Here is an 18,946-nt window from a genome sequence, read left to right on the forward strand (position 1 = left end):
CAAATGACTACGCCTCTAGGTTGGGAAAGACATCCACCTTGGCTGCGAGTCGCTTTTGTAGCTTCAGGGGTGCCGTCTCCCTGAGCAGGACAGCGACTAAAGCGGCAATCAATGCAAACCCTCCAGACATCAGAAGAGGTGCAACTAAGCCAAAGTGATTAGCCAACACGCCCCCAGCGGAGACAAGCCCCACGCCGCCAACCAATTCCCCTGACGCCATCGCCAAGCCAATTGCAGCTCCGACATTTTTTCGCGGCACTGTCTCTGCCGGGATGATGGACATATACAGAGCCATACAGCCAGGTCCAGCAGACCCCACGAAAATCACGACCATCAGCAGCCAAATTGGACCGTGTAAGTACATCACGGACAGCGGACCGAGGATGGAAATCAAGCAAAATAGAATCATAGTCGGTTTTCTGCCCCACTTATCAGAAATCATCGGCACAACAAATCCCCAAACTGCCGCGCCAAGACCAACGCTCGACATGAGGTAGCTCATGGTATGAGGTGACATGCCTCTGACTTCTGTCAGATAAAGAGGGGCATAGCTGAAGAGGAGTGTGTACCATGGAATCAGGCAAACGGAAATAACCATACAAATAATCATGTTTCCGTATTTGAAAACTTCCCACGGGCTCGTCTTTTCGGTCTGACGTTGTTGACCATGCGAGGCCACATTCAGCGAATTGTCAACAAGCTGTTTTGGCTCGCGCATAAATTTCCACATCAATAGAGCTACAACAATGCCTGGAATGACCGTGAAAAAGAATGCGTTTCGCCATCCGAACGCTGTGGCTAGAGCCACAATAATAATTGGGCCTGCGATACCTCCTAGGGCATTGGAAGGAAAGTTTTGCAGGAAGCCTAAATTAAAGCCTCGCCGGGAATCGGAGGATTCAGCGAGAAGCACTGACTGGCCCGCTGGAAAAAACGGCCCTTCCAATAATCCCATAACCATTCGGAAGACTAGCAACAAGAGAAATCCCGTTGCAAGACCCGTTATAAATGAGCAGACGGAAAAGGTAAGGACGCTGATGATTAAGATCGGCTTACGTCTCCCCAAAAGGTCGCCAAGGTATCCTCCAAAGTAACCCGAGAACGCCCACGTCAATGAAAAACCTGCCGCAATGAATCCGACATCGGCATTTGACAAGTGCAGGTCCTTGACCATTGAAGGCATCAGATAATTGATATCCAACCGTTCGAGAAAGAGGAAACCCCATCCTAGCGATAAAATCGCTAGGACCGTGTTTTCGTAAGACCACCATCGTCTTGTGGATTGCACGCCAATCACCCCTTTTATAGCTTAAAAAGCTGTATTTCCGTTTACATTCTGTGTGTCCCTACACAAAGAATTCCCTCATTTACCCAAAACTGGATGGCCTAACCATTATATCTAAATAATCCGACATTTACTTAGATAGCTGTAATATTGAATAAGAAAGACACCTTATCCACTCTGTATTGGCTGCGGGTTGCCAACAGGCAACCCTCACCTGCGTTCTGATACAACCAATTTTCCCCGTTTCAAATAGAGGGACACAATGTCCTTGAGTCATCAGAGGTACATTTGTTTGTTAATGGGGATGTCATGGTCCCGGCAGTAGGTTTCGTAGTGGTTGATGTACCACCAGACATCTACCGTCTCAAGGAAATTAGCATTCTCATCGTAAAACTCGATAGGACCTTGAAGCCACCCGAACAACTTGACTCCATTCGGGTCATCACTCACGAGCGTATGGCACAATCCCGGCGTTTCCCAGATGAAGTCTCCAGGACCCGCGACCCAGTCATATTCAAGATAGCGCGCGCTGCCTTCCATGCACACCATGACTATCGTGCCCCTGTGCTTATGTGTGCCAATTACGCCCCCTGACTTGATCCAAAGAATGTTGCTCGCAATATTGTTTCGAACGTCGAAGGCTAGATGGCGTATGGCAGCATTCACACCAAATGGCACCCATGGGCTCTCCTGAGCATTGACGTACTTACCCTCAACACCATAGCGTTCTATGATATTCGCATAGGTCTCGGGGATTTTGACGATCTCGTAAGCGGAAGACGGTGTAAACTTCGTGTCGGACGTGTCAAACATACTTATTTTTCCTCCTCAAGGGGTGTAATTCCCGGTTCACCACGGACGCCCCAACCGAGCATGAGTCCACCGTTGACCATGTACGGGGCCAGATCCTCGAGAAGAACAATGAGCAGCGAAGAAACCATCAGAACAACATGTCTTACAAAAACAGAGCTTCGTTGACCTTCAAGTTGTGCTTTTCACAGAAGCTGAGGTAGTGGTCTATAAACCAAAATACATCGACTGTTTCAATAATTTTTTCGTCGTCATCGAGGAACTCCAGTGCCCCATTGAGTTGAAATACCGTTTTCATACCTTTATCAGAGACAAGCGTATGGCAACGCCCAGGACTTTCACGAATGTAGTCTCCGGGTGTCGCAACCCAGTCGTACTCTAGATACCGCCAGCTTCCTTCCAACACATATCCGTTGACTGGGCCGCGATGGCGGTGCCTGCCAAGCTTTCCACCAGCCTCTACCCACAGAACGTTGGATGCAGTGTTATTTCGAATATCAAAAGTCAGGTGGCGAATCCATACATTTTCTAAAAACGGAACCCATGGAGAAGACTCTTCCGAGGAATGGATATAGCCCTCCGGTAATGCAAATTGGTCACGTCGTTGGTCCAATCGCTTCTCAACCTCTACGTAGTATTCCATCGTCATCCTCCTACATTTTTATATGATAGCGTTTACACCTGTGCTCATGTTATATTAAGGAGAATGCAGAAGCATATACTCGAATCAGCCAATCTTGACTTTGACAACCGTCGCTTTTAGTTAGCTAATTTCATAAATTATTATCTAAATTTTTAGTGTAATTCACCAATGTACAACGCAACCCAGATGTTGGACATCTCGTGACTCTCACAAAATCAATTTATTTTTTAGGGAATTTTGGAGGGGAGTGTTTGACATGATGGAAGATACACAACTCACGGAACTTCTCACAATTGATCCGGAAACCCAACAAATACATATGAAAGACCGGCGCCTTGTTTTAATTGAAACGGATGCACTTGGTGAATTACGTAAAGACCTCATCTCAACATTGGGCATGGAGCGGGCCAAGGGGTTTTTGCTTCGGTACGGCTGGAAATGCGGAGAGAATTACGCGCGCACATTCAAGGACATGATGCCCTCGCATTCGGATATGGATTGGCTGCACGCCGGCCCTGAGATTCATAGAATCACTGGTGACGTGCTCGTTAAGACTGAAAAACTGAACTTCGACCCTGTCACCCGAGATTATTACGCGGAGGGGTATTGGTACCATTCGTATGAAGCAGAACAACATCTCAAGCATTATGGTCATTACCATGAAGCGGTGTGTTTTACCCTCCTTGGCTACGCGGGAGGATACGTTAGCCAACACTTAGGACGTAGAGTCCTGTTTCATGAAATCGAATGCGTTGGAAAAGGAGATGCCCATTGTCACTGGGTAGCGAAACCCATTGAGGACTGGGACGACGAGACCAGGAGCCAACTCCGCTACTATCAAGAGGAGAATCTCGTTGAAGAACTGGATAAAGCATATGTTAGAATCGAGCAGCAAAAGGAAATGCTTAGAAAGGTACTCCTCATCGACGAACAGCTTTCCAGCGAGTTGTTACGACGAAAGGGACTCTCATCCATCATCAATATTCTAGGCAAGCACCTCAAATGTATAGTGAATATTGAGGACAAAAATTTCGAGCTGTTCGAGTCTTATGGCCCCTCACGCGAGGGCGAATTTGCACAGTTTGTAAAACAACACTCTACAAAGGAAAATCAGGTGTTTAATCGACTGATTGTACAAAAGCGAACCGTTCATTTGCCCGTCCCAGCAGAATTCGGCTGGAAACACGAACGCCTCATTGCCCCAATTATTGTGGACAAAGAAGTTTGGGGATACATTTCACTGATTAAAGAAAGCGGTGACTTCACAGAAATGGAGGTCATGTGCATAGAGAGAGCCGCCACCATCTGTGCGATCCAACTTCTGAATGAAAGAATCTCCCTGGAGACGGAGGAACGAATTCGAGGCGAATTTTTCGATGAGATCTTAAATGGAGATCAGAGCGTGGAAAATCTCACGCGCCGCATGAAAGTGCTCGGATACAATTTACATCGGCCACAGTATGTATTCGTTTTCAACTTTTTACACCCCGACAAAGATCTGAGTGAGGGAGGAGAACGATATCTTGATGAACTCCGGCGACAGCTCGCCTCCAGTATCTTCGATCAACTGAAACAAATCGGAGGAAATTGTCTGATTTCCAGTAAACTGGAACAAATTATCGTTCTGATCCCTGAAGATTTCACACGGGTAATTAACCGTGACGCCCGGGGCATGGGTCAACTCATAGTCCAAACTTTGATGAACAGGTACCGTGACCTCGACATCACCGTTGGCATCAGTACGCTTTGTCACCGTATGGAGGATTTTCGTAGAGGTTACGACGAAGCGAAAAAGGCAATTAAGCTCGCAAAGTTAAAAAACTCTTCCTGTAATGTGGCGTCATTCACCGATTTGGGACTCATCGCCTATTTATGCAATGACGATAACGTTGAGGACATGAAACGTTTCTCCATACGTACACTGGGTGCAATCATCGATTATGATAGCCATAATAAATCCGAACTCGCAAAAACATTACACTACTATTTTGATAATCAGGGAAATATCCTGAAGACATCGCGCGCGATGAATATGTCGGCTGGTTCTATTAAATACCGCCTCAAGCGTATCGAAGAGATAACCGGACTTAATTTGGAGACGTCAAAGGATTTTTTCGACACACATTCCGCATTGATGATTTTGGAGTACTTTGGGGTTGTTGAGTTCTAAGTGTATTCTTGTATTTAATGTTCAAGCGAACCGCATGCGGGAGACGACCCGGCCGGCCTGGGTGACATGAAATTCGACTTTGTGATATGCCCCCGTTGACCGGTAATGGAATTTCGCGGTAAATCCAAAAAAGAAACAGGCAAATGCAAAACTACTGCACCTACCTGTTTCTTTACGCCCATTTCATTCCCCTCTTTCACAAGACACAAACCATATGGAGGTTTTGTTCGGGGATTAACCTTGTAATTTCATTCAGGAATATTGGGTAACTCTCCAAGGGTTGGAATGTTGATGACATGGGTTTCAACGTAAGCAAGTAGCCCCTCAACACCGTACTCACGCCCAACTCCCGACTGTTTATAACCACCAAACGGGAATCGTACATCAAGGCCCTGTACTGCTGCTGTGTTTATCATTGTGGTTCCTGCTTGAATGCGGCGAGCCACACGAGTTGCATGTTCTTCTTCTCCCCACACCGAGCTGGTAAGCCCATAGATACTATCATTAACGAGCGAAATCACCTGTTCTTCATCATCATATGGCAACACCGGAACGGTTGGACCAAACTGCTCTTCGGCAACAATGGGAGCGTCATATCCAGCGTCAAGAACCAGCGTAGGTTGCAGGAAGTAGCCTCTTTCAAAGTCTTCCGAATCCAATATCCGCCCGAGTGGAATGACTTTGGCACCACGCCTCTTTGCATCGTCAATGAGACTCTTGACATATTCGAGCTGACGCCTGTTGTTTACAGGACCAACAGTAACATCTGGATTGAACGGATTTCCTACACGCACCCATTTATTCGCTGCTTCAATATACTTTTCCACGAAACTATCATAGATTGAGCGATGTACGTAGACACGCTTAGCTATCATACAAATCTGCCCAGTGGTCAAAAAATTTGAAATGACAAGACGACGCATCGCACGATCATCCGTGACATCAAATTCCGGCAGAATAATGGCAGCATCGTTACCACCCAATTCTAAGGTGACGTTTTTCAGTGTGTCTGCTGCGGACTTCATAATACTTCTACCTGTGGCAGTCCCTCCCGTGAAGGCAATCTTAGCGACCTTTGGGTTCGTTGTCAGTTCCATGCCGACATCGGAATCACCATGAACTAAATTGATAACTCCAGCCGGAAACTCTTCCGCTATGATTTCAATCGTTTTACTGACTGCCAGCGGTGCAAACGGACTCGGCTTTAGGACGATTGTGTTCCCTGCAAGAAGAGCCGGCGCAATCTTAATCGTAGATAAGGCTAAAGGGTAGTTCCACGGGAAAATCGCGGCGACAACACCCACCGGATCATGAGTCGTAATTGTTTTCCCGTTCTCATGGACCTCCACTTTATCCTTCAACACTTCTTCCGCTACAGCACAAGCATATTCCATCCACATCGTTGTCACGAACACTTCGCCACCCGCATCGTACAGGGGCTTGCCATGTTCGCGACTGAGCAGTGGCACAAGTTCATTTGCAGCTGCCTTTATCTTCTCAATTGCTCGTTGCATATGCGCAATACGCTCTGTAAGAGGGACTCGCGACCAAACAGAAAGCGCAGCGGAAGCAGCTTCAATCGCTTGAGCCGCATCTTCCCTTGTGCTTACCGGGCCGTAGCCCACAATTTCGCCTGGATTGGCAGGATTCTCCCGTGGATACTGATTTTCCGTTGCAACTCTTTCACCATTGATAATGGTATGGACGACAATCGGTTCGTTACTCATTTACAAACACCCTCCTATCCAATAGTTTTCTCGCAAGCTACGTGTTCATGCCGTGCTCCAAACTTGTATTCGGTATTATTAATGATCCGGAAGTCGAAATTATTAATGATGCGGGAGTCGAACATTAACCACGGCCGGGTGACCATTTTGCACTTCGGCCAAGGCCTCCCTAAGTACGTCCTTTAATTGCCGCGGATCTTCCACTGACTTCGCAAACGCGCCCCCTGCAGCTTCAGCAATCTTTTCAAGATCTGAGCCCGGATCAAACTTGGTAAAGAAGGTATCCGTACGCTTGGCCACTCCTTCTGGATGAACAGCTAGAGTCGACAGCTTTGGAGACTTCCAACCTCCATTGTTATAAATTACAGTCAGAAATGGAGTTTGATACTTGCGGGCAATCCAATGCACGGACGACGGTACGCTAAACATGTAAGTGCCGTCACCGACTAAGCTAATGATTGTTTTATACGGCATCGCCAGTTTTACTCCAATCGCGGCACCGCCGTGCCATCCCAAGGAGCCACCACCACTACTAAGCAACGTTCCAGGTTTGGTTAGACGAAGATGCCGACAAATTGTGTCGAAATTAGAAATCCCTTCTGAAAGAACAATTGTATTATCGTCTAGTAGCTCCCTGACGCATGCGGTCAAATAGGCTGGTGTAATCTCGTGTTCACGACCGGTCTCTTCTTCAGTCCACTGACTGCGTTGCCGCTCATGAACCCTGGCTATCCTTTCGCGCCGCTCGCCGCGTGCAGGAACGTCAGCATCGTCTAAGAAATCCAGGTACTCATTTAGCTGTTGTAATGCTACACCTGAATCGGCTGCAAAAAACCGCTTTGATGGAATATACCAAAGTGGCATCTGTGTCTTCAGCGGATCGACATCAATATAATAGACAGTAGATTCTTCTGAAGGTTTGTTCCCCGACGGGATCCACGGGACATCACTGTCAATGACAAGCACCACGTCAGCCTCGGACAGTAATTCGTTCTGAGCATTCGTCCACTGGTATCCACAATGCAGCGGGTTGTCTGTTGGAAAATTCATGTAGCTAGGAACAGACTCAACCACCGGTATTGCCAAGCGGTTGCACAGACGAGTCAATTCTTCTACAGCCCCGTTAGATCTTCCAAGGTAGGAGGTGACGATTAAAGGATTCTCTGCTTTCAGAAGGTCGCTCACAATGTCTCTCACTCCCTGTGATGGAAGTGCACTCGGAGATATTGGTTGCCACAAATCACTGTTGAGTGTGACTGGCTCCGTTTCTTCCTCCATCACCTCTCGTGGGCCCATCAAATAAACTGGTCCCTTAGGGTTACTCTGAGCGATTTGCAAGGACCGGTAGACGAGTTGCTTGACATTCGCACCCGTTCGAATCTCGTTGTCGTATTTGACATATCCTCGTACTATCCCGCGTTGGTCTCGCACGTCTTGAATCCAATGAATGAACTCGTTTCGACTACCCAAGAGTTCATTTTCTTGGGTATAGGGTGATGCTCCGGCGAAAACGAGTACGGGAACTCTCCCCTTTGCGGCATTGTGAATTGCCCCGCCAAGATTCTGTGTCCCACATTCCACATGAACAATCACTGCCTGAGGCCTTCCTGTCACTTGCGCGTAACCATGCGCAGCGCTGAGTGCCACCATCTCGTGAGGACATGTGATTACCTGCGGGAATTTGTTCTGTTCCTGGTTTACCTGTGCCAAACTTTCAATGAGAGCTGGATGATCACTACCTAAATTCACAAACAGGTACGACACGCCAGCGTCACGCAACGCTTCTAAAAATGCGGTACCAGTTGTATATTTTTGTTGCATGGTCGTCTCTCCCCAAGCTGAAATTCGTTTTACACGGTCACTTCGGTGGATATCGGATGTTCATCTACTTTTGCCATGGCTCGTTTTTGGTTGACAAAGAGCATCAGGCCAACGCTAATGAGAATGACAATAGCATCCACTAACACAGCAGAGTTCCAGTTCCCTGTAGCATCCCGCAAAGTACCACCCAATGCAGGCGAAATGACCGCTCCCATTTCGCCGAATAAATTGAACATTCCGAACGCAGAACCGCGTTGAGCAGACGACGCAAAGTCGGATACCATGGCATGTTGAATCGGCTGCATAAAATTGAAGAAAAGGCTTGTTACAAAGAGGAGAATCCCCATTACTACCAGCGAGCTTCCGTGATGCATGAGATAGATTGCAAAGACCAATGTTAAAATCCCCTGCATGAATGTAAAAGAGACAAGAAATGGCTTGCGTCCCCAGTTTTTACTTACAGCGTAATCAGAGAGCCAACCACCTACGGGATACCCTAGGAGACCGGCGACCCCATTGAATGCAGCGGTGAGAGCGGCTTTTAAGAAAGTCGTGTGCGCACCGTCAGAAATGATGGAGACTGACCAGAAGGTAAAAAACCAAAGATTCCACAGAACCGCAACAGCCGCAAGGTTAAGCAACATCAAGTCTTTGTTCTTTAGGATGGTTCCTAGTTCTCGTCCTTTGTTAAGAAAGGCAAAACAAATCAATACGAGGGCAAAGACCAGTTCAATAGTAGCTACACCCCAGCTTGGAAGGCCAACGCGATCGGCAACGAAAAAAATGACCATAATGGCGATTAAGAATGTAATGGCATACTTTCCGACAGCGATAGAAGCCGTACCGTAAGACGCCTGCTTGGTATGAGCCGGCGTCGTCCGGTTAAAGTATTTCGCCATGACTGCTCCGAGAATGAGCGTGCAAATACCTATTAAATAAAACGGCATTCTCCAGCCTTGAGTTGTTCCAAACAACGTAGAACCCCAATTAATCATGTACGGCGCTAAAAGGGTCTCTAATGTAATACCTACGGAAAAACCACTAATAACCACGCCCATGCCCAAACCGCGTTTCTCGAATGGACTAACCTCCGCAATTAGCGTGCGGTCATTTGCATAAAGCATCCCGTCCCCAAGTCCAGTGACTACGCGAAGAGCCACAAAGCCTAGGAGCGTGGCTAGAAGTCCACTCGCTAAGGTACCAATCCCACCTAGTATTACACCGATTGCAATAATCTTCCTGTGTCCAAATCGGTCCCCCAAGTACCCGCCTGGAAACTGGTTCAACATGTAACCAGTAAACAATACGCTACCAATGAGTCCCCCGACCGCGAATGGATGTGCAGCGGTTAATAGGAATGCTACCTTGTGCTGGATCATCCATGTGATCACGGGCCCCGATATCGATCTGTCCGCCGCGCTGACCATCCATCCCATCATTAGAATCAGCCACATCGTTCGATAGTTGAATCCTCTTTCTGTATTAATCATTAGCTGTTTCCTCCTTACAAGAGAAATAAGGGTTGTGTAGGCGTCTCAAATTTTTCCCACTCATTACAGAGGCTACCGACCCGGTACTTAATGCAAGTGACTCATTCGCCGTTTATTGCGTTCAACCCAGGTAGCTAGTGATAATCTAATCGGAGGAAACCTTACCTGTTTGCATTTCCCAAGCCTGTTCTGGCGATAAGACAGGCAGATGAGTCGGTTATAAACACGCCATTTTATGGTTTGAATATTTAGATTTTTATTGCAGCGTCACGAGCTACCTCGAGATACATAGACACCGTCGACTGAACTCTGCCTCCTCAATGTTGTTTCACCTTTTAAGGTTCATGACAACGCTTACAGAAGTTGAGTAGGGATATCACGCCCCCCTTCTCTTATGATGTTTGTATAGTATAATAGTCTGAACTAATGAACAATATAGAAAATTCTATCGGTTTATAGGCCGTGGCTATGGTGAATCGGAATAACCTCAATCTGTAGTGATGAGACGTACCGACGCAGTCAGTTGGTATGGTTCACTGATGTATATGATTGGAGGAATATCTTTGGAAATTCGCCTGTTGGAATATTTTATAAAACTTTCTGAAGAACTTCATTTTACGCGCGCGGCGGAGCTTTTGGGTATTACACAGCCTACATTAAGTCAACAAATTCAGCTGTTGGAATCCCGTCTCGACACTAAATTATTTGAACGTTCAGGTAAAAAAATTAACCTTACCCAATCCGGGAAAATTCTACGAGATCATGCGCTTCGTATTTTTTACGAATTAGACCAAGCCATTATCGAGATCCAACAGTTGCACGTCTTAAGACGGAGAAGTTTAAACGTTGGATGTGCAGGAACCCATATGTTAATTCAACCGGCAATTGCCTTTCAAGAAAAATATCCCGATATTGAATTATCGATCACAGATTTACGATCGGAAGAAACGATTGAAGCGCTGTTGAATCACAAATTGGATCTCGGTATCATTTTCCTACCAACAACCGACCCCAGGCTAGAATGCATACATTTATACGAAGAAGAGTTCTGTCTTGTTTTATCAAACGGCCACAGTCTTGCCAGAACAAAATCAGTAACCCTCGAAGAATTACGTTCAACTCCATTGGCATTACTACCGAAGCGTTACTTGATTCGTCAATTCATCGACGAATATACGAATCCTCGCGGTTTTAAATTAACTCCAACATTACAACTATCGAGTCTAGAATCGCTGCGCCAAATTCTAACATACCATGAACTGGGATCCATTTTGACCCATTCCTATCTGAAACAAATCTCTGACCCCAACCTCGTTGCGGTACCGATCGTCAATTTCCCACGCATGTCGGTCAGTCTCGTCTATCCTCAAAACACCCCTCTCGACTCTGTCAGTAAACTGTTTATTCAAAGTGTTCTCGACATATACAGACCACATCATGCAACAGCTAAAGAGATACAAGAGCCTCACTGCGATTCCACAAGACCAGATTGACCACTCTACTTTACCCAATCACTCGCGCGTTACGAGGCCACATTTGTCTGTCTGAGCTCTAAAGTGGATTGTCGATTACCCGTCGCGTGGCACGCGTGCAGTTTCCCGCGCACCCCCTCCACGGCTGGAAGTGTCTAGGACTTACGACCATCGTCTTATATCGCGTCGTTCCTGACAGCGCTATCATAAAACCAACAAGGCGTGATGGTGGCGACTATCATGATGGTAAAAACCTGAAGAGGTCATCCGCAAGACTAGAAAACTGGAGGCGATACACATGAGTGTTGACGCTGTATCAACAGAGTGGCTACGCATCGGGACACTAGAGGAAATTCAAGCTAGAGGTCCAAAGGTTGTCAAAGGTATCGCGGTTTTCTTCCACGAGGAGAGCGTTTACGCGGTCGAAAACCGCTGCCCGCACATGGGCTTCCCGCTGCACCTTGGCAGTGTGTGTGATGGCATCTTGACCTGCCACTGGCACCACGCGCGGTTTGATGTGTGTAGTGGTGGCACACTTGATCCATGGGCCGACGATGTCTCCGCCCACGAAGTCCGCGTCGAGGATAGCGTTGTCTACGCCAATCCCCTTCCGAAACGTCGCAAAGACGCACAGTGGCACTTTAAACGTCTACGTGAAGGACTTGAGCAAAACCTCTCCCTGATTATCGCGAAGGCCGTCGTTGCACTGGTCTCGCTGGGCGTACCTGATACGGACATCGCGAAAGTCGGCTGGAATTCGGGACGACGCACCGAAGTCAAGGCTGGGGGTCAGGTCTCACCATCCTAGTGAGAGACTCGGGCACTCGGAAGTGGGTATAACGCTAAATCTGTACTCACACGTCATGCCTGGCATGCAGGAAAAGACTGCTAGGGACTTTGATCAAGCACTCTTTGGAACTCAAAAATTAATGGATGTGTTCGTGGGGAAAATCCATGCGGATTAGCAATGGATTAGCGATCGGTCCACAAACACGAAAAACCGACACCCAAGTAGGTGCCGATTTTCCTTGCTACGTATGGCGGAGAGGGTGGGATTCGAACCCACGGTGCCCTTGCGAACACGGCGGTTTTCAAGACCGCTGCCTTAAACCACTCGACCACCTCTCCACGGTGGTGTGATATTTCGGATTCTGACAGCCAAGTGCCGCCAAGCACTTGACCTACCGTCATGAATCCCTGATTGGCGAAGCCCGACTTGCGTGCCTCTGTGGAGCGGAAGACGGGATTCGAACCCGCGACCCTCGCCTTGGCAAGGCGATGCTCTACCCCTGAGCCACTTCCGCATAATAAACGCTGCATGCAATAAGATACAGGACAATAGTCCAAGTTGTCAACACTTTTTCAACGGTGATTACTGGACTCCACTACGTCGAAATCGGTTCGCCAGAAACAAAAAGTCGCGCACAGCGCGACTTGCCTTGGTGAGCCATCCGCGACTCGAACGCGGGACACCCTGATTAAAAGTCAGGTGCTCTACCGACTGAGCTAATGGCTCATGTATGACAACAGGAAATAGTATACCACATATATTGAACTACATGCAATGACTTCCCAATCGCTCTATAGAACGGCCTACTTACATAAGAAACGGTCCCGCCGAGGCGAGACCGTTTGAATTTGATTCGAATTAAGAGTTGTGACCTGGATCGACCCAGATGTATGCCATCGGATCATAGGTAATGTTGCTTGTATAGAAACCATGAACCCATGGTTGTACACACCAGTGTCCAACTGTTTCCGTCGTCGGTACAAATATGGCCTCGCTCATGACTTTGTTGATAACCTTAGCGTACAGGTTATCGCGGTCAGATGCGCTTGCGTTAAACTCTGCTGCATTCAGCCATTGGTCGACTTGTGGATCGGAATAATTGGTCATGTTGTTTTCTGGAATTTGATTCGAGTTGAAGAACGTGTTCAAGAAGTCAGATGCGTCAGGATAATCTTGATTCCAACCCGAGAAGAAGACCTGTGCATCACCGCTCATGGCTTTCGTCAGGAAGTCCTTGAACGTGACTTCGTGCAAGTTGATTTTGATGCCAATGGCCTGCATCATGGCCTGGAATGCTTGGTCTTCCTTCTTGGATGTTGACTGGTTGGTATTCCACATGTCCAGCGTAACACCATTCGGGAAACCTGCGTCCTTGACGAGCTGTTTTGCCTTGGCCGGGTCATACGTATATTGAGCACTTGGATCCAGGTTCTTGACGAATCCTTCGATAGAATCTGGCATTGGCTCGTTGACAGCCTTGTCCGCACCGTTCTCTAGCTTCACATATTGCGAACGATCAAACCCATACTCGATAGCTTGACGCAGTTTCACATTGCTGAGTGGATTCGGCTTGCCGTCTAGCGTTTTCTTGACGTTTAAGCCGATATAGTACATGGAGTTCATCGGCTCTTTCATAACTAACTTGCTAAATTTGGGCGAGTTCATGATGGTGGGATAAGCGACCGTTGGGATTCCGTCGCCACCGATTAACCATGGGCTCATGAAGGCTGTTTGACCCTGTTCCCAGTGCATGGAGTCGAGCTCAGGGTTATTGTTTACATTCATTGTGACTTTGTCCAAATATGGCAATTGGTTCCCTTGCGAATCCTTTTGCCAATAGTTCGGGTTCTTCACCAATACAACCTTGTTTTGACCGTTGGATTGCAAGATAAATGGACCGGTGCCCATTGCTTTCGTGGTGTCAAACGCTGCATTGCCAACCTTGTTTACGAAACTTGGATCGGTTGCAGACAAGAACGGCATTGCGAGAATCTTGAGGAAGAACTGTTCCGGCTTGTCGAGTTGAATGACGAGCGTGTAATCGTCGGGTGTGCTCACACCGCTAATCGATTTGGCCTTCCCGTCGTAGTATGCTTGAGCGCCCGTGATGTTGAGGAAGAACGAAGCACCCGGAGACGGTTTGGGTTGCATTTTCTTATCAAGAATGCGTTGCAATTGATAAACAAAGTTCTTTGCTGTCATTGGGTCGCCGTTTGAGAACTTAACGCCCTTGCGAATATGGAATGTGTATGTTTTACCGTCCTGGGACACGTTCCAATCTGTTGCGAGATCACCGATTATGTCGTTCGTGCTGCCTTTATAAGTAACGAGTGGTTCATACACTTGTTGTTCGATCTCGGCGGACGTGGTATCGAAAGCCACCGCTGGATCTAAATCCGGAACGGCCTGGGTCAAATCGAGCGTAATGCTGCCGCCTTCAACTGGCTTTGAATTATCAGACGTAGAAGTACCACCTGAAGCAGTATTGCTTGCCCCGCCTGCTGAATTGCCGCCGCCGTTGCTCGTGCCGCAACCAGCAAGTAAAACACCGATCATGCTGATAGAGGCTACAGTTGCTAACCCCTTCTTCCATGACGTAGACATTTGAATTTCCCCCGTTTCTTTTTAGTCTTTTCGACTTTTTACCTCTATTGTTCCTAGCTCATCTCCTCATTGTCTCAAAAGAGTTATTCGAAGATTAAAAGCATCAGAACGATTTAAATTATAAAGTGAATGCACTGGATACTCAACTACTTTATTTGCGAAATAACGTAATTTTTGTCGATTGGTTTAGACAGCGCATAAAGGAAGGACTGTCCCAAAACAGCGTCTGATGATGCATTTTTGGGGACAGTCCCACATTGAAACAAATAAATGACTTATGAGTTGTGGCCTGGGTCGACCCAAATGTAAGCCATCGGATCGTAAGTGATATTACTCGTATAGAAGCCGTGAACCCAAGATTGTACACTCCAGTGACCCACAGTTTCCGTCGTAGGAACGAAGACTGCGTCACTCATAACCTTGTTGATAACCTTGGCGTACAGGTTGTCGCGGTCAGAAGCACTAGCGTCAAATTCAGCCGCATTCAGCCACTGATCAACCTGTGGGTCAGAGTAGTTACTCATATTGTTTTCTGGAATCTGATTCGTGTTAAAGAACGTATTTAAGAAGTCTGATGCGTCCGGATAGTCCTGGTTCCATCCCGAGAAGTAAATCGGAGCAGTGCCGCTCATCGCCTTCGTCAGGAAGTCCTTAAATGTTACTTCGTGCAAGTTGATGTTGATACCGATATTCTTCATCATGGCTTGGAACGCCTGGTCCTCTTTCTTAGCTGTCTCAGTGTCCCTGTTCCACATGTCGAGCGTTAAGCCATTTGCGTAACCCGCGTCTTTGAGAAGTTGCTTTGCCTTGTTCGGGTCAAAGCTGTACTGAGCACTCGGATCCAGGTTTTTAACAAATCCCTCGATGGAATCCGGCATTGGCTCGTTCACCGGTTTATCAGCGCCGTTCTCGAGCTTCACGTACTGGCTGCGGTCAAAGCCATATTCGATAGCTTGGCGAACCTTGATGTTGCTCAGCGGGTTCGGTTTGCCGTCGAGTGTCTTTTTCATGTTCAGTCCGATGTAGAAGAACGAGTTCTCTGGCTGCTGCATGACGAGTTGCTTATATTTTGGCGTGTTCATGATGGTCGCGTAGGCGGATGCCGGAAGTCCGTCGCCACCCATCAGCCACGGACTCATGAATGCCGTTTTCCCTTGTTCCCAATGTAGCGCGTCCAACTGCGAGTTGTTATTGATGTTAATTGTCACTTTATCCAGGTACGGCAATTGATTTCCTTGGGAGTCTTTCTGCCAATAGTTTGGATTCTTTACCAACACAACTTGGCTCTGGCTGTTCGATTGAAGAATGAACGGACCGGTGCCCATTGATTTCGTCGTGTCAAAAGCAGCGTTTCCAACCTTGTTTACGAAACTGGGGTCCGTTGCGGACAAGAACGGCATGGCGAGAATCTTGATAAAGTACTGCTGGGGTTTATCCAGCTTGATGACAAGCGTGTAGTCATCTGGCGTACTCACACCGCTGATAGACTTCGCCTTACCGTCGTAGTATGCTTGTGCACCCGTAATATTGAGGAAGAACGTATAACCTGGTGACGGTTTTGGCTGCAGATTTTTATCGAGAATTCGTTGCAACTGATAAACGAAGTTCTTGGCCGTCACGGGGTCTCCATTGGAGAATTTGACGCCATTGCGAATGTGGAATGTGTACGTTTTCCCATCCGTGGACACAGTCCAATCCGTGGCTAGATCGCCCGTCAATTGGTCCGTGCTGCCCTTGTAGGTCACCAGCGGTTCGTAGACTTGTTGTTCGATCTCGGCCGAGTTGGTATCGAATGCAACTGCCGGGTCTAAGTCCGGTACAGCCTGGGTTATGTCGAGAGTAATGCTGCCGCCTTCAACCGGCTTTGAATTATCAGACGTAGAAGTGCCACCTGACGAACCGTTCGTGGATGCAGTGTTACTGGAACCGCTCGAAGAGTTGCCGGTGTTGCTTGTTCCGCAACCAGCTAATAAAACACCAATCATAGCAACGGACGAAACAGTTGCTAAACCCTTTTTCCATGACATAGACATTTGTTTTCCCCCATTTCTTTGTAGGCCTTTCCACTTTTGTGTTCTCTACCAAATTTGGAATGACACTATTCCTTACACAATATTGTTTTTGTTAGAATACTTAGAATTATAATGCCAATGAACCGGATACTCAACTACTTTTTTGCAAAGCAACTTGGTATTCGATTCCGCACGAAAAGAGGCTATCCCCAGCATGGTGAATGCCATGCGGGACAGCCTCTTTTGTGGTAGATTTTCAGTTTATCAGTCGTAACGAATCCGTGGGTCAACCAATCCGTAAGTGATGTCGACAAGGAGATTGAAGATGACGACAAACACACCCAGCAACAATACGGTTCCCATGATAACAGGGATGTCTTGGTTTTGAATTGACGTGATGGCCAACATACCCATGCCGTTCCAGTTGAAGGTTTCCTCAACAAGGACGACACCAGCAAGCAAATAACCGATATCGATCCCGCCAAAGGTGATGACAGGAATCAACGCGTTGCGCAACACATGGTTCCAGACCACTCGCCGTTCACTTGCACCTTTCGCCCGTGCCGTTCGGATGTAATCCTGATTCATGACATCAAGCATCGATGACTTCAAGAGGCGCGTGTAGTAAGCGGCCCCCGTGATCCCGTACGTGATGGCCGGAAGAATCAGGTATTGGAACCCTCCTGATCCGCCGAGCGGAAAAATCTGAAGTTTGAACCCAAACAGAACCAGCAACAGGAGGCCAAGCCAGTATACCGGGATCGAGATACCGACAAGTGCGAGCGCACTAACCACCATATCACGTTTCTTGTTTGCGTGACGGGCTGTATAAATCCCCAAAGGAATACCGATAATCAATTCTGCAATCCAGCATCCAAGTGCCAGTTCGGCCGTGGGACCCATGCGTTCCCCAATCATGCCCAGAACTGGACGGTGGAAGATATACGACGTTCCCAGATTGCCCCGTACGAGATCCCACAGATAGTGTAAATATTGCTGATAAATCGGCAAGTTAAGTCCCAAGTCCTGACGGATTTGGGCAACGACTTCTGGTGTTGCGTGTGGCCCTGCAATAATCCGAGCCGGATCCGCCGGCACCGCGTACAAGAGCAAGAAGGCGATAATTGAAATGCCGAACAGCACGATAATTGATTGACCAATACGTCGAATGATATACGCTCCCATGATAAGTCCTCCTTTCTACTGTTAACGAGTTGCAGACTGTGGGTCTAGAATGTCGCGCAGTCCATCACCAAGAAGGTTAAAACCAATCACGGCGATAACGAGTGCGACACCAGCGCTGTACATTTCATACGGTGCGTATGTGTACGTCGTCAAACCAGCTTGAATCATATCGCCCCAATCAGGTGTTGGCGGTTGTACACCGACACCCAGGTAACTTAACCCCGCAGCGACCAAGATGTTAGACCCCACGTTAAGTGTAGAAAGAACGATGACGGGACCGAAAACGTTTGGCAGAATAATGCGGAACATGATGCGCCATTCGGACGCCCCAAGTGCGCGCGCTGCTTGCACGTACTCAAGCTCCCGGACCTGCAACACTTGTCCGCGCACGACACGCGCCATCACGCCCCAGCCAAGAACACCGATGGCAAATAGGATGTTCCACAGACTGGAACCGAGTACAGCCACCAGGGCCAGTGCGAACAGCAAGAACGGGAATGCCAAAATCATGTCGGTGATACGCATGATGAGCGCATCGACCCAACCGCCAAAAGCTCCGGCGATAAGGCCCAGGACGACACCGACAAACAAGTTAATCGCCATAGACACCAAACCGATGAGCAGTGACACACGGCCGCCCCAAATTACGCGGGATAGAACGTCACGTCCGTTGCCATCCGCCCCGAGCCAAAATTTGGACGAAGGTCCTACGGGAATCCCCTGATCATTCAACGCATCTGGATAGACTTGAATCGGATCGTGTGGTGCAATCCAGGGCGCGAGCAGTGAAACAATGACCATAACGAGCACGATCACGGCACCAATATAGACCAGTGGATACTGTTTTAATGACTTGCGAAACTTGCTCTTCTTCTTCGGTTCCTTTGGTGCAATTGTCGCTGCACCAGCAGTTACTGACATGTCATTACCTCCTCAT

Annotated in this window: 13 protein-coding genes, 3 tRNA genes and 1 pseudogene; 3 read left to right on the plus strand and 14 right to left on the minus strand. The window is 47.7% G+C overall.

Going from position 1 to position 18,946, the window contains the following annotated elements:
- Positions 1 to 7: 7 nt before the first annotated feature.
- The 4 genes from NZD86_RS15680 to NZD86_RS15695 form a co-directional block, all read right to left on the minus strand.
- Positions 8 to 1,288 carry an MFS transporter gene (locus NZD86_RS15680; RefSeq protein WP_268042991.1) on the minus strand — a complete coding sequence of 427 codons (1,281 nt, stop codon included), beginning with the start codon at positions 1,286 to 1,288 and terminating at the stop codon, positions 8 to 10.
- Positions 1,289 to 1,561: 273 nt separating this feature from the next.
- On the minus strand, positions 1,562 to 2,098 hold the full coding sequence (locus NZD86_RS15685; RefSeq protein WP_268042992.1) for a 2,4'-dihydroxyacetophenone dioxygenase family protein: 537 nt from the start codon (positions 2,096 to 2,098) through the stop codon (positions 1,562 to 1,564).
- Positions 2,099 to 2,100: 2 nt separating this feature from the next.
- Positions 2,101 to 2,226, minus strand: a complete 126-nt coding sequence (locus NZD86_RS15690) for a hypothetical protein (protein ID WP_268042993.1) — start codon at positions 2,224 to 2,226, stop codon at positions 2,101 to 2,103.
- Between the two features lie 14 nt (positions 2,227 to 2,240).
- On the minus strand, positions 2,241 to 2,738 hold the full coding sequence (locus NZD86_RS15695; RefSeq protein WP_268042994.1) for a 2,4'-dihydroxyacetophenone dioxygenase family protein: 498 nt from the start codon (positions 2,736 to 2,738) through the stop codon (positions 2,241 to 2,243).
- Between the two features lie 256 nt (positions 2,739 to 2,994).
- On the opposite strand from NZD86_RS15695, the gene NZD86_RS15700 reads away from it, so the two are divergent.
- Positions 2,995 to 4,908 carry a XylR N-terminal domain-containing protein gene (locus tag NZD86_RS15700; protein ID WP_268042995.1) on the plus strand — a complete coding sequence of 638 codons (1,914 nt, stop codon included), beginning with the start codon at positions 2,995 to 2,997 and terminating at the stop codon, positions 4,906 to 4,908.
- A 248-nt stretch (positions 4,909 to 5,156) separates the two neighbouring features.
- Here NZD86_RS15700 and NZD86_RS15705 read toward each other — a convergent pair whose 3' ends face one another.
- The 3 genes from NZD86_RS15705 to NZD86_RS15715 all read right to left on the minus strand — a co-directional run bounded on the left by NZD86_RS15705 (position 5,157) and on the right by NZD86_RS15715 (position 9,946).
- Entirely contained in the window at positions 5,157 to 6,635 is a 1,479-nt protein-coding gene (locus tag NZD86_RS15705) for an aldehyde dehydrogenase family protein (RefSeq protein ID WP_268042996.1), read from the minus strand.
- A 102-nt stretch (positions 6,636 to 6,737) separates the two neighbouring features.
- Positions 6,738 to 8,456 (minus strand): thiamine pyrophosphate-requiring protein, encoded by a 1,719-nt coding sequence (locus NZD86_RS15710; RefSeq protein WP_268042997.1) that lies wholly within the window; start codon positions 8,454 to 8,456, stop codon positions 6,738 to 6,740.
- 29 nt (positions 8,457 to 8,485) lie between these two features.
- Entirely contained in the window at positions 8,486 to 9,946 is a 1,461-nt protein-coding gene (locus tag NZD86_RS15715; protein ID WP_268042998.1) for an MFS transporter, read from the minus strand.
- Between the two features lie 563 nt (positions 9,947 to 10,509).
- Between NZD86_RS15715 and NZD86_RS15720 the strand changes: the two genes are divergently transcribed.
- Complete coding sequence (locus NZD86_RS15720) at positions 10,510 to 11,439, plus strand: LysR family transcriptional regulator (RefSeq protein WP_268042999.1); 930 nt, start codon at positions 10,510 to 10,512, stop codon at positions 11,437 to 11,439.
- A 277-nt stretch (positions 11,440 to 11,716) separates the two neighbouring features.
- Positions 11,717 to 12,225 (plus strand): annotated as a pseudogene (locus NZD86_RS15725) (Rieske (2Fe-2S) protein); the annotation flags it as partial.
- Between the two features lie 231 nt (positions 12,226 to 12,456).
- Here NZD86_RS15725 and NZD86_RS15730 read toward each other — a convergent pair.
- The 7 genes from NZD86_RS15730 to NZD86_RS15760 form a co-directional block, all read right to left on the minus strand.
- Positions 12,457 to 12,546: transfer RNA gene (locus NZD86_RS15730), tRNA-Ser, on the minus strand.
- A gap of 101 nt (positions 12,547 to 12,647) precedes the next feature.
- Positions 12,648 to 12,722, minus strand: a tRNA-Gly gene (locus NZD86_RS15735).
- Between the two features lie 136 nt (positions 12,723 to 12,858).
- Positions 12,859 to 12,934: transfer RNA gene (locus NZD86_RS15740), tRNA-Lys, on the minus strand.
- Between the two features lie 132 nt (positions 12,935 to 13,066).
- Entirely contained in the window at positions 13,067 to 14,812 is a 1,746-nt protein-coding gene (locus NZD86_RS15745; protein WP_268043000.1) for an ABC transporter substrate-binding protein, read from the minus strand.
- Positions 14,813 to 15,087: 275 nt separating this feature from the next.
- Complete coding sequence (locus NZD86_RS15750; protein WP_268043001.1) at positions 15,088 to 16,845, minus strand: ABC transporter substrate-binding protein; 1,758 nt, start codon at positions 16,843 to 16,845, stop codon at positions 15,088 to 15,090.
- A gap of 243 nt (positions 16,846 to 17,088) precedes the next feature.
- Positions 17,089 to 18,009, minus strand: a complete 921-nt coding sequence (locus NZD86_RS15755; protein WP_268043002.1) for an ABC transporter permease — start codon at positions 18,007 to 18,009, stop codon at positions 17,089 to 17,091.
- Positions 18,010 to 18,030: 21 nt separating this feature from the next.
- Positions 18,031 to 18,930 carry an ABC transporter permease gene (locus NZD86_RS15760; RefSeq protein ID WP_268043003.1) on the minus strand — a complete coding sequence of 300 codons (900 nt, stop codon included), beginning with the start codon at positions 18,928 to 18,930 and terminating at the stop codon, positions 18,031 to 18,033.
- Positions 18,931 to 18,946 lie beyond the last annotated feature (16 nt).

The sequence above is a fragment of the Alicyclobacillus dauci genome (genome assembly GCF_026651605.1).
Taxonomy (GTDB): Bacteria; Bacillota; Bacilli; order Alicyclobacillales; family Alicyclobacillaceae; genus Alicyclobacillus; species Alicyclobacillus dauci.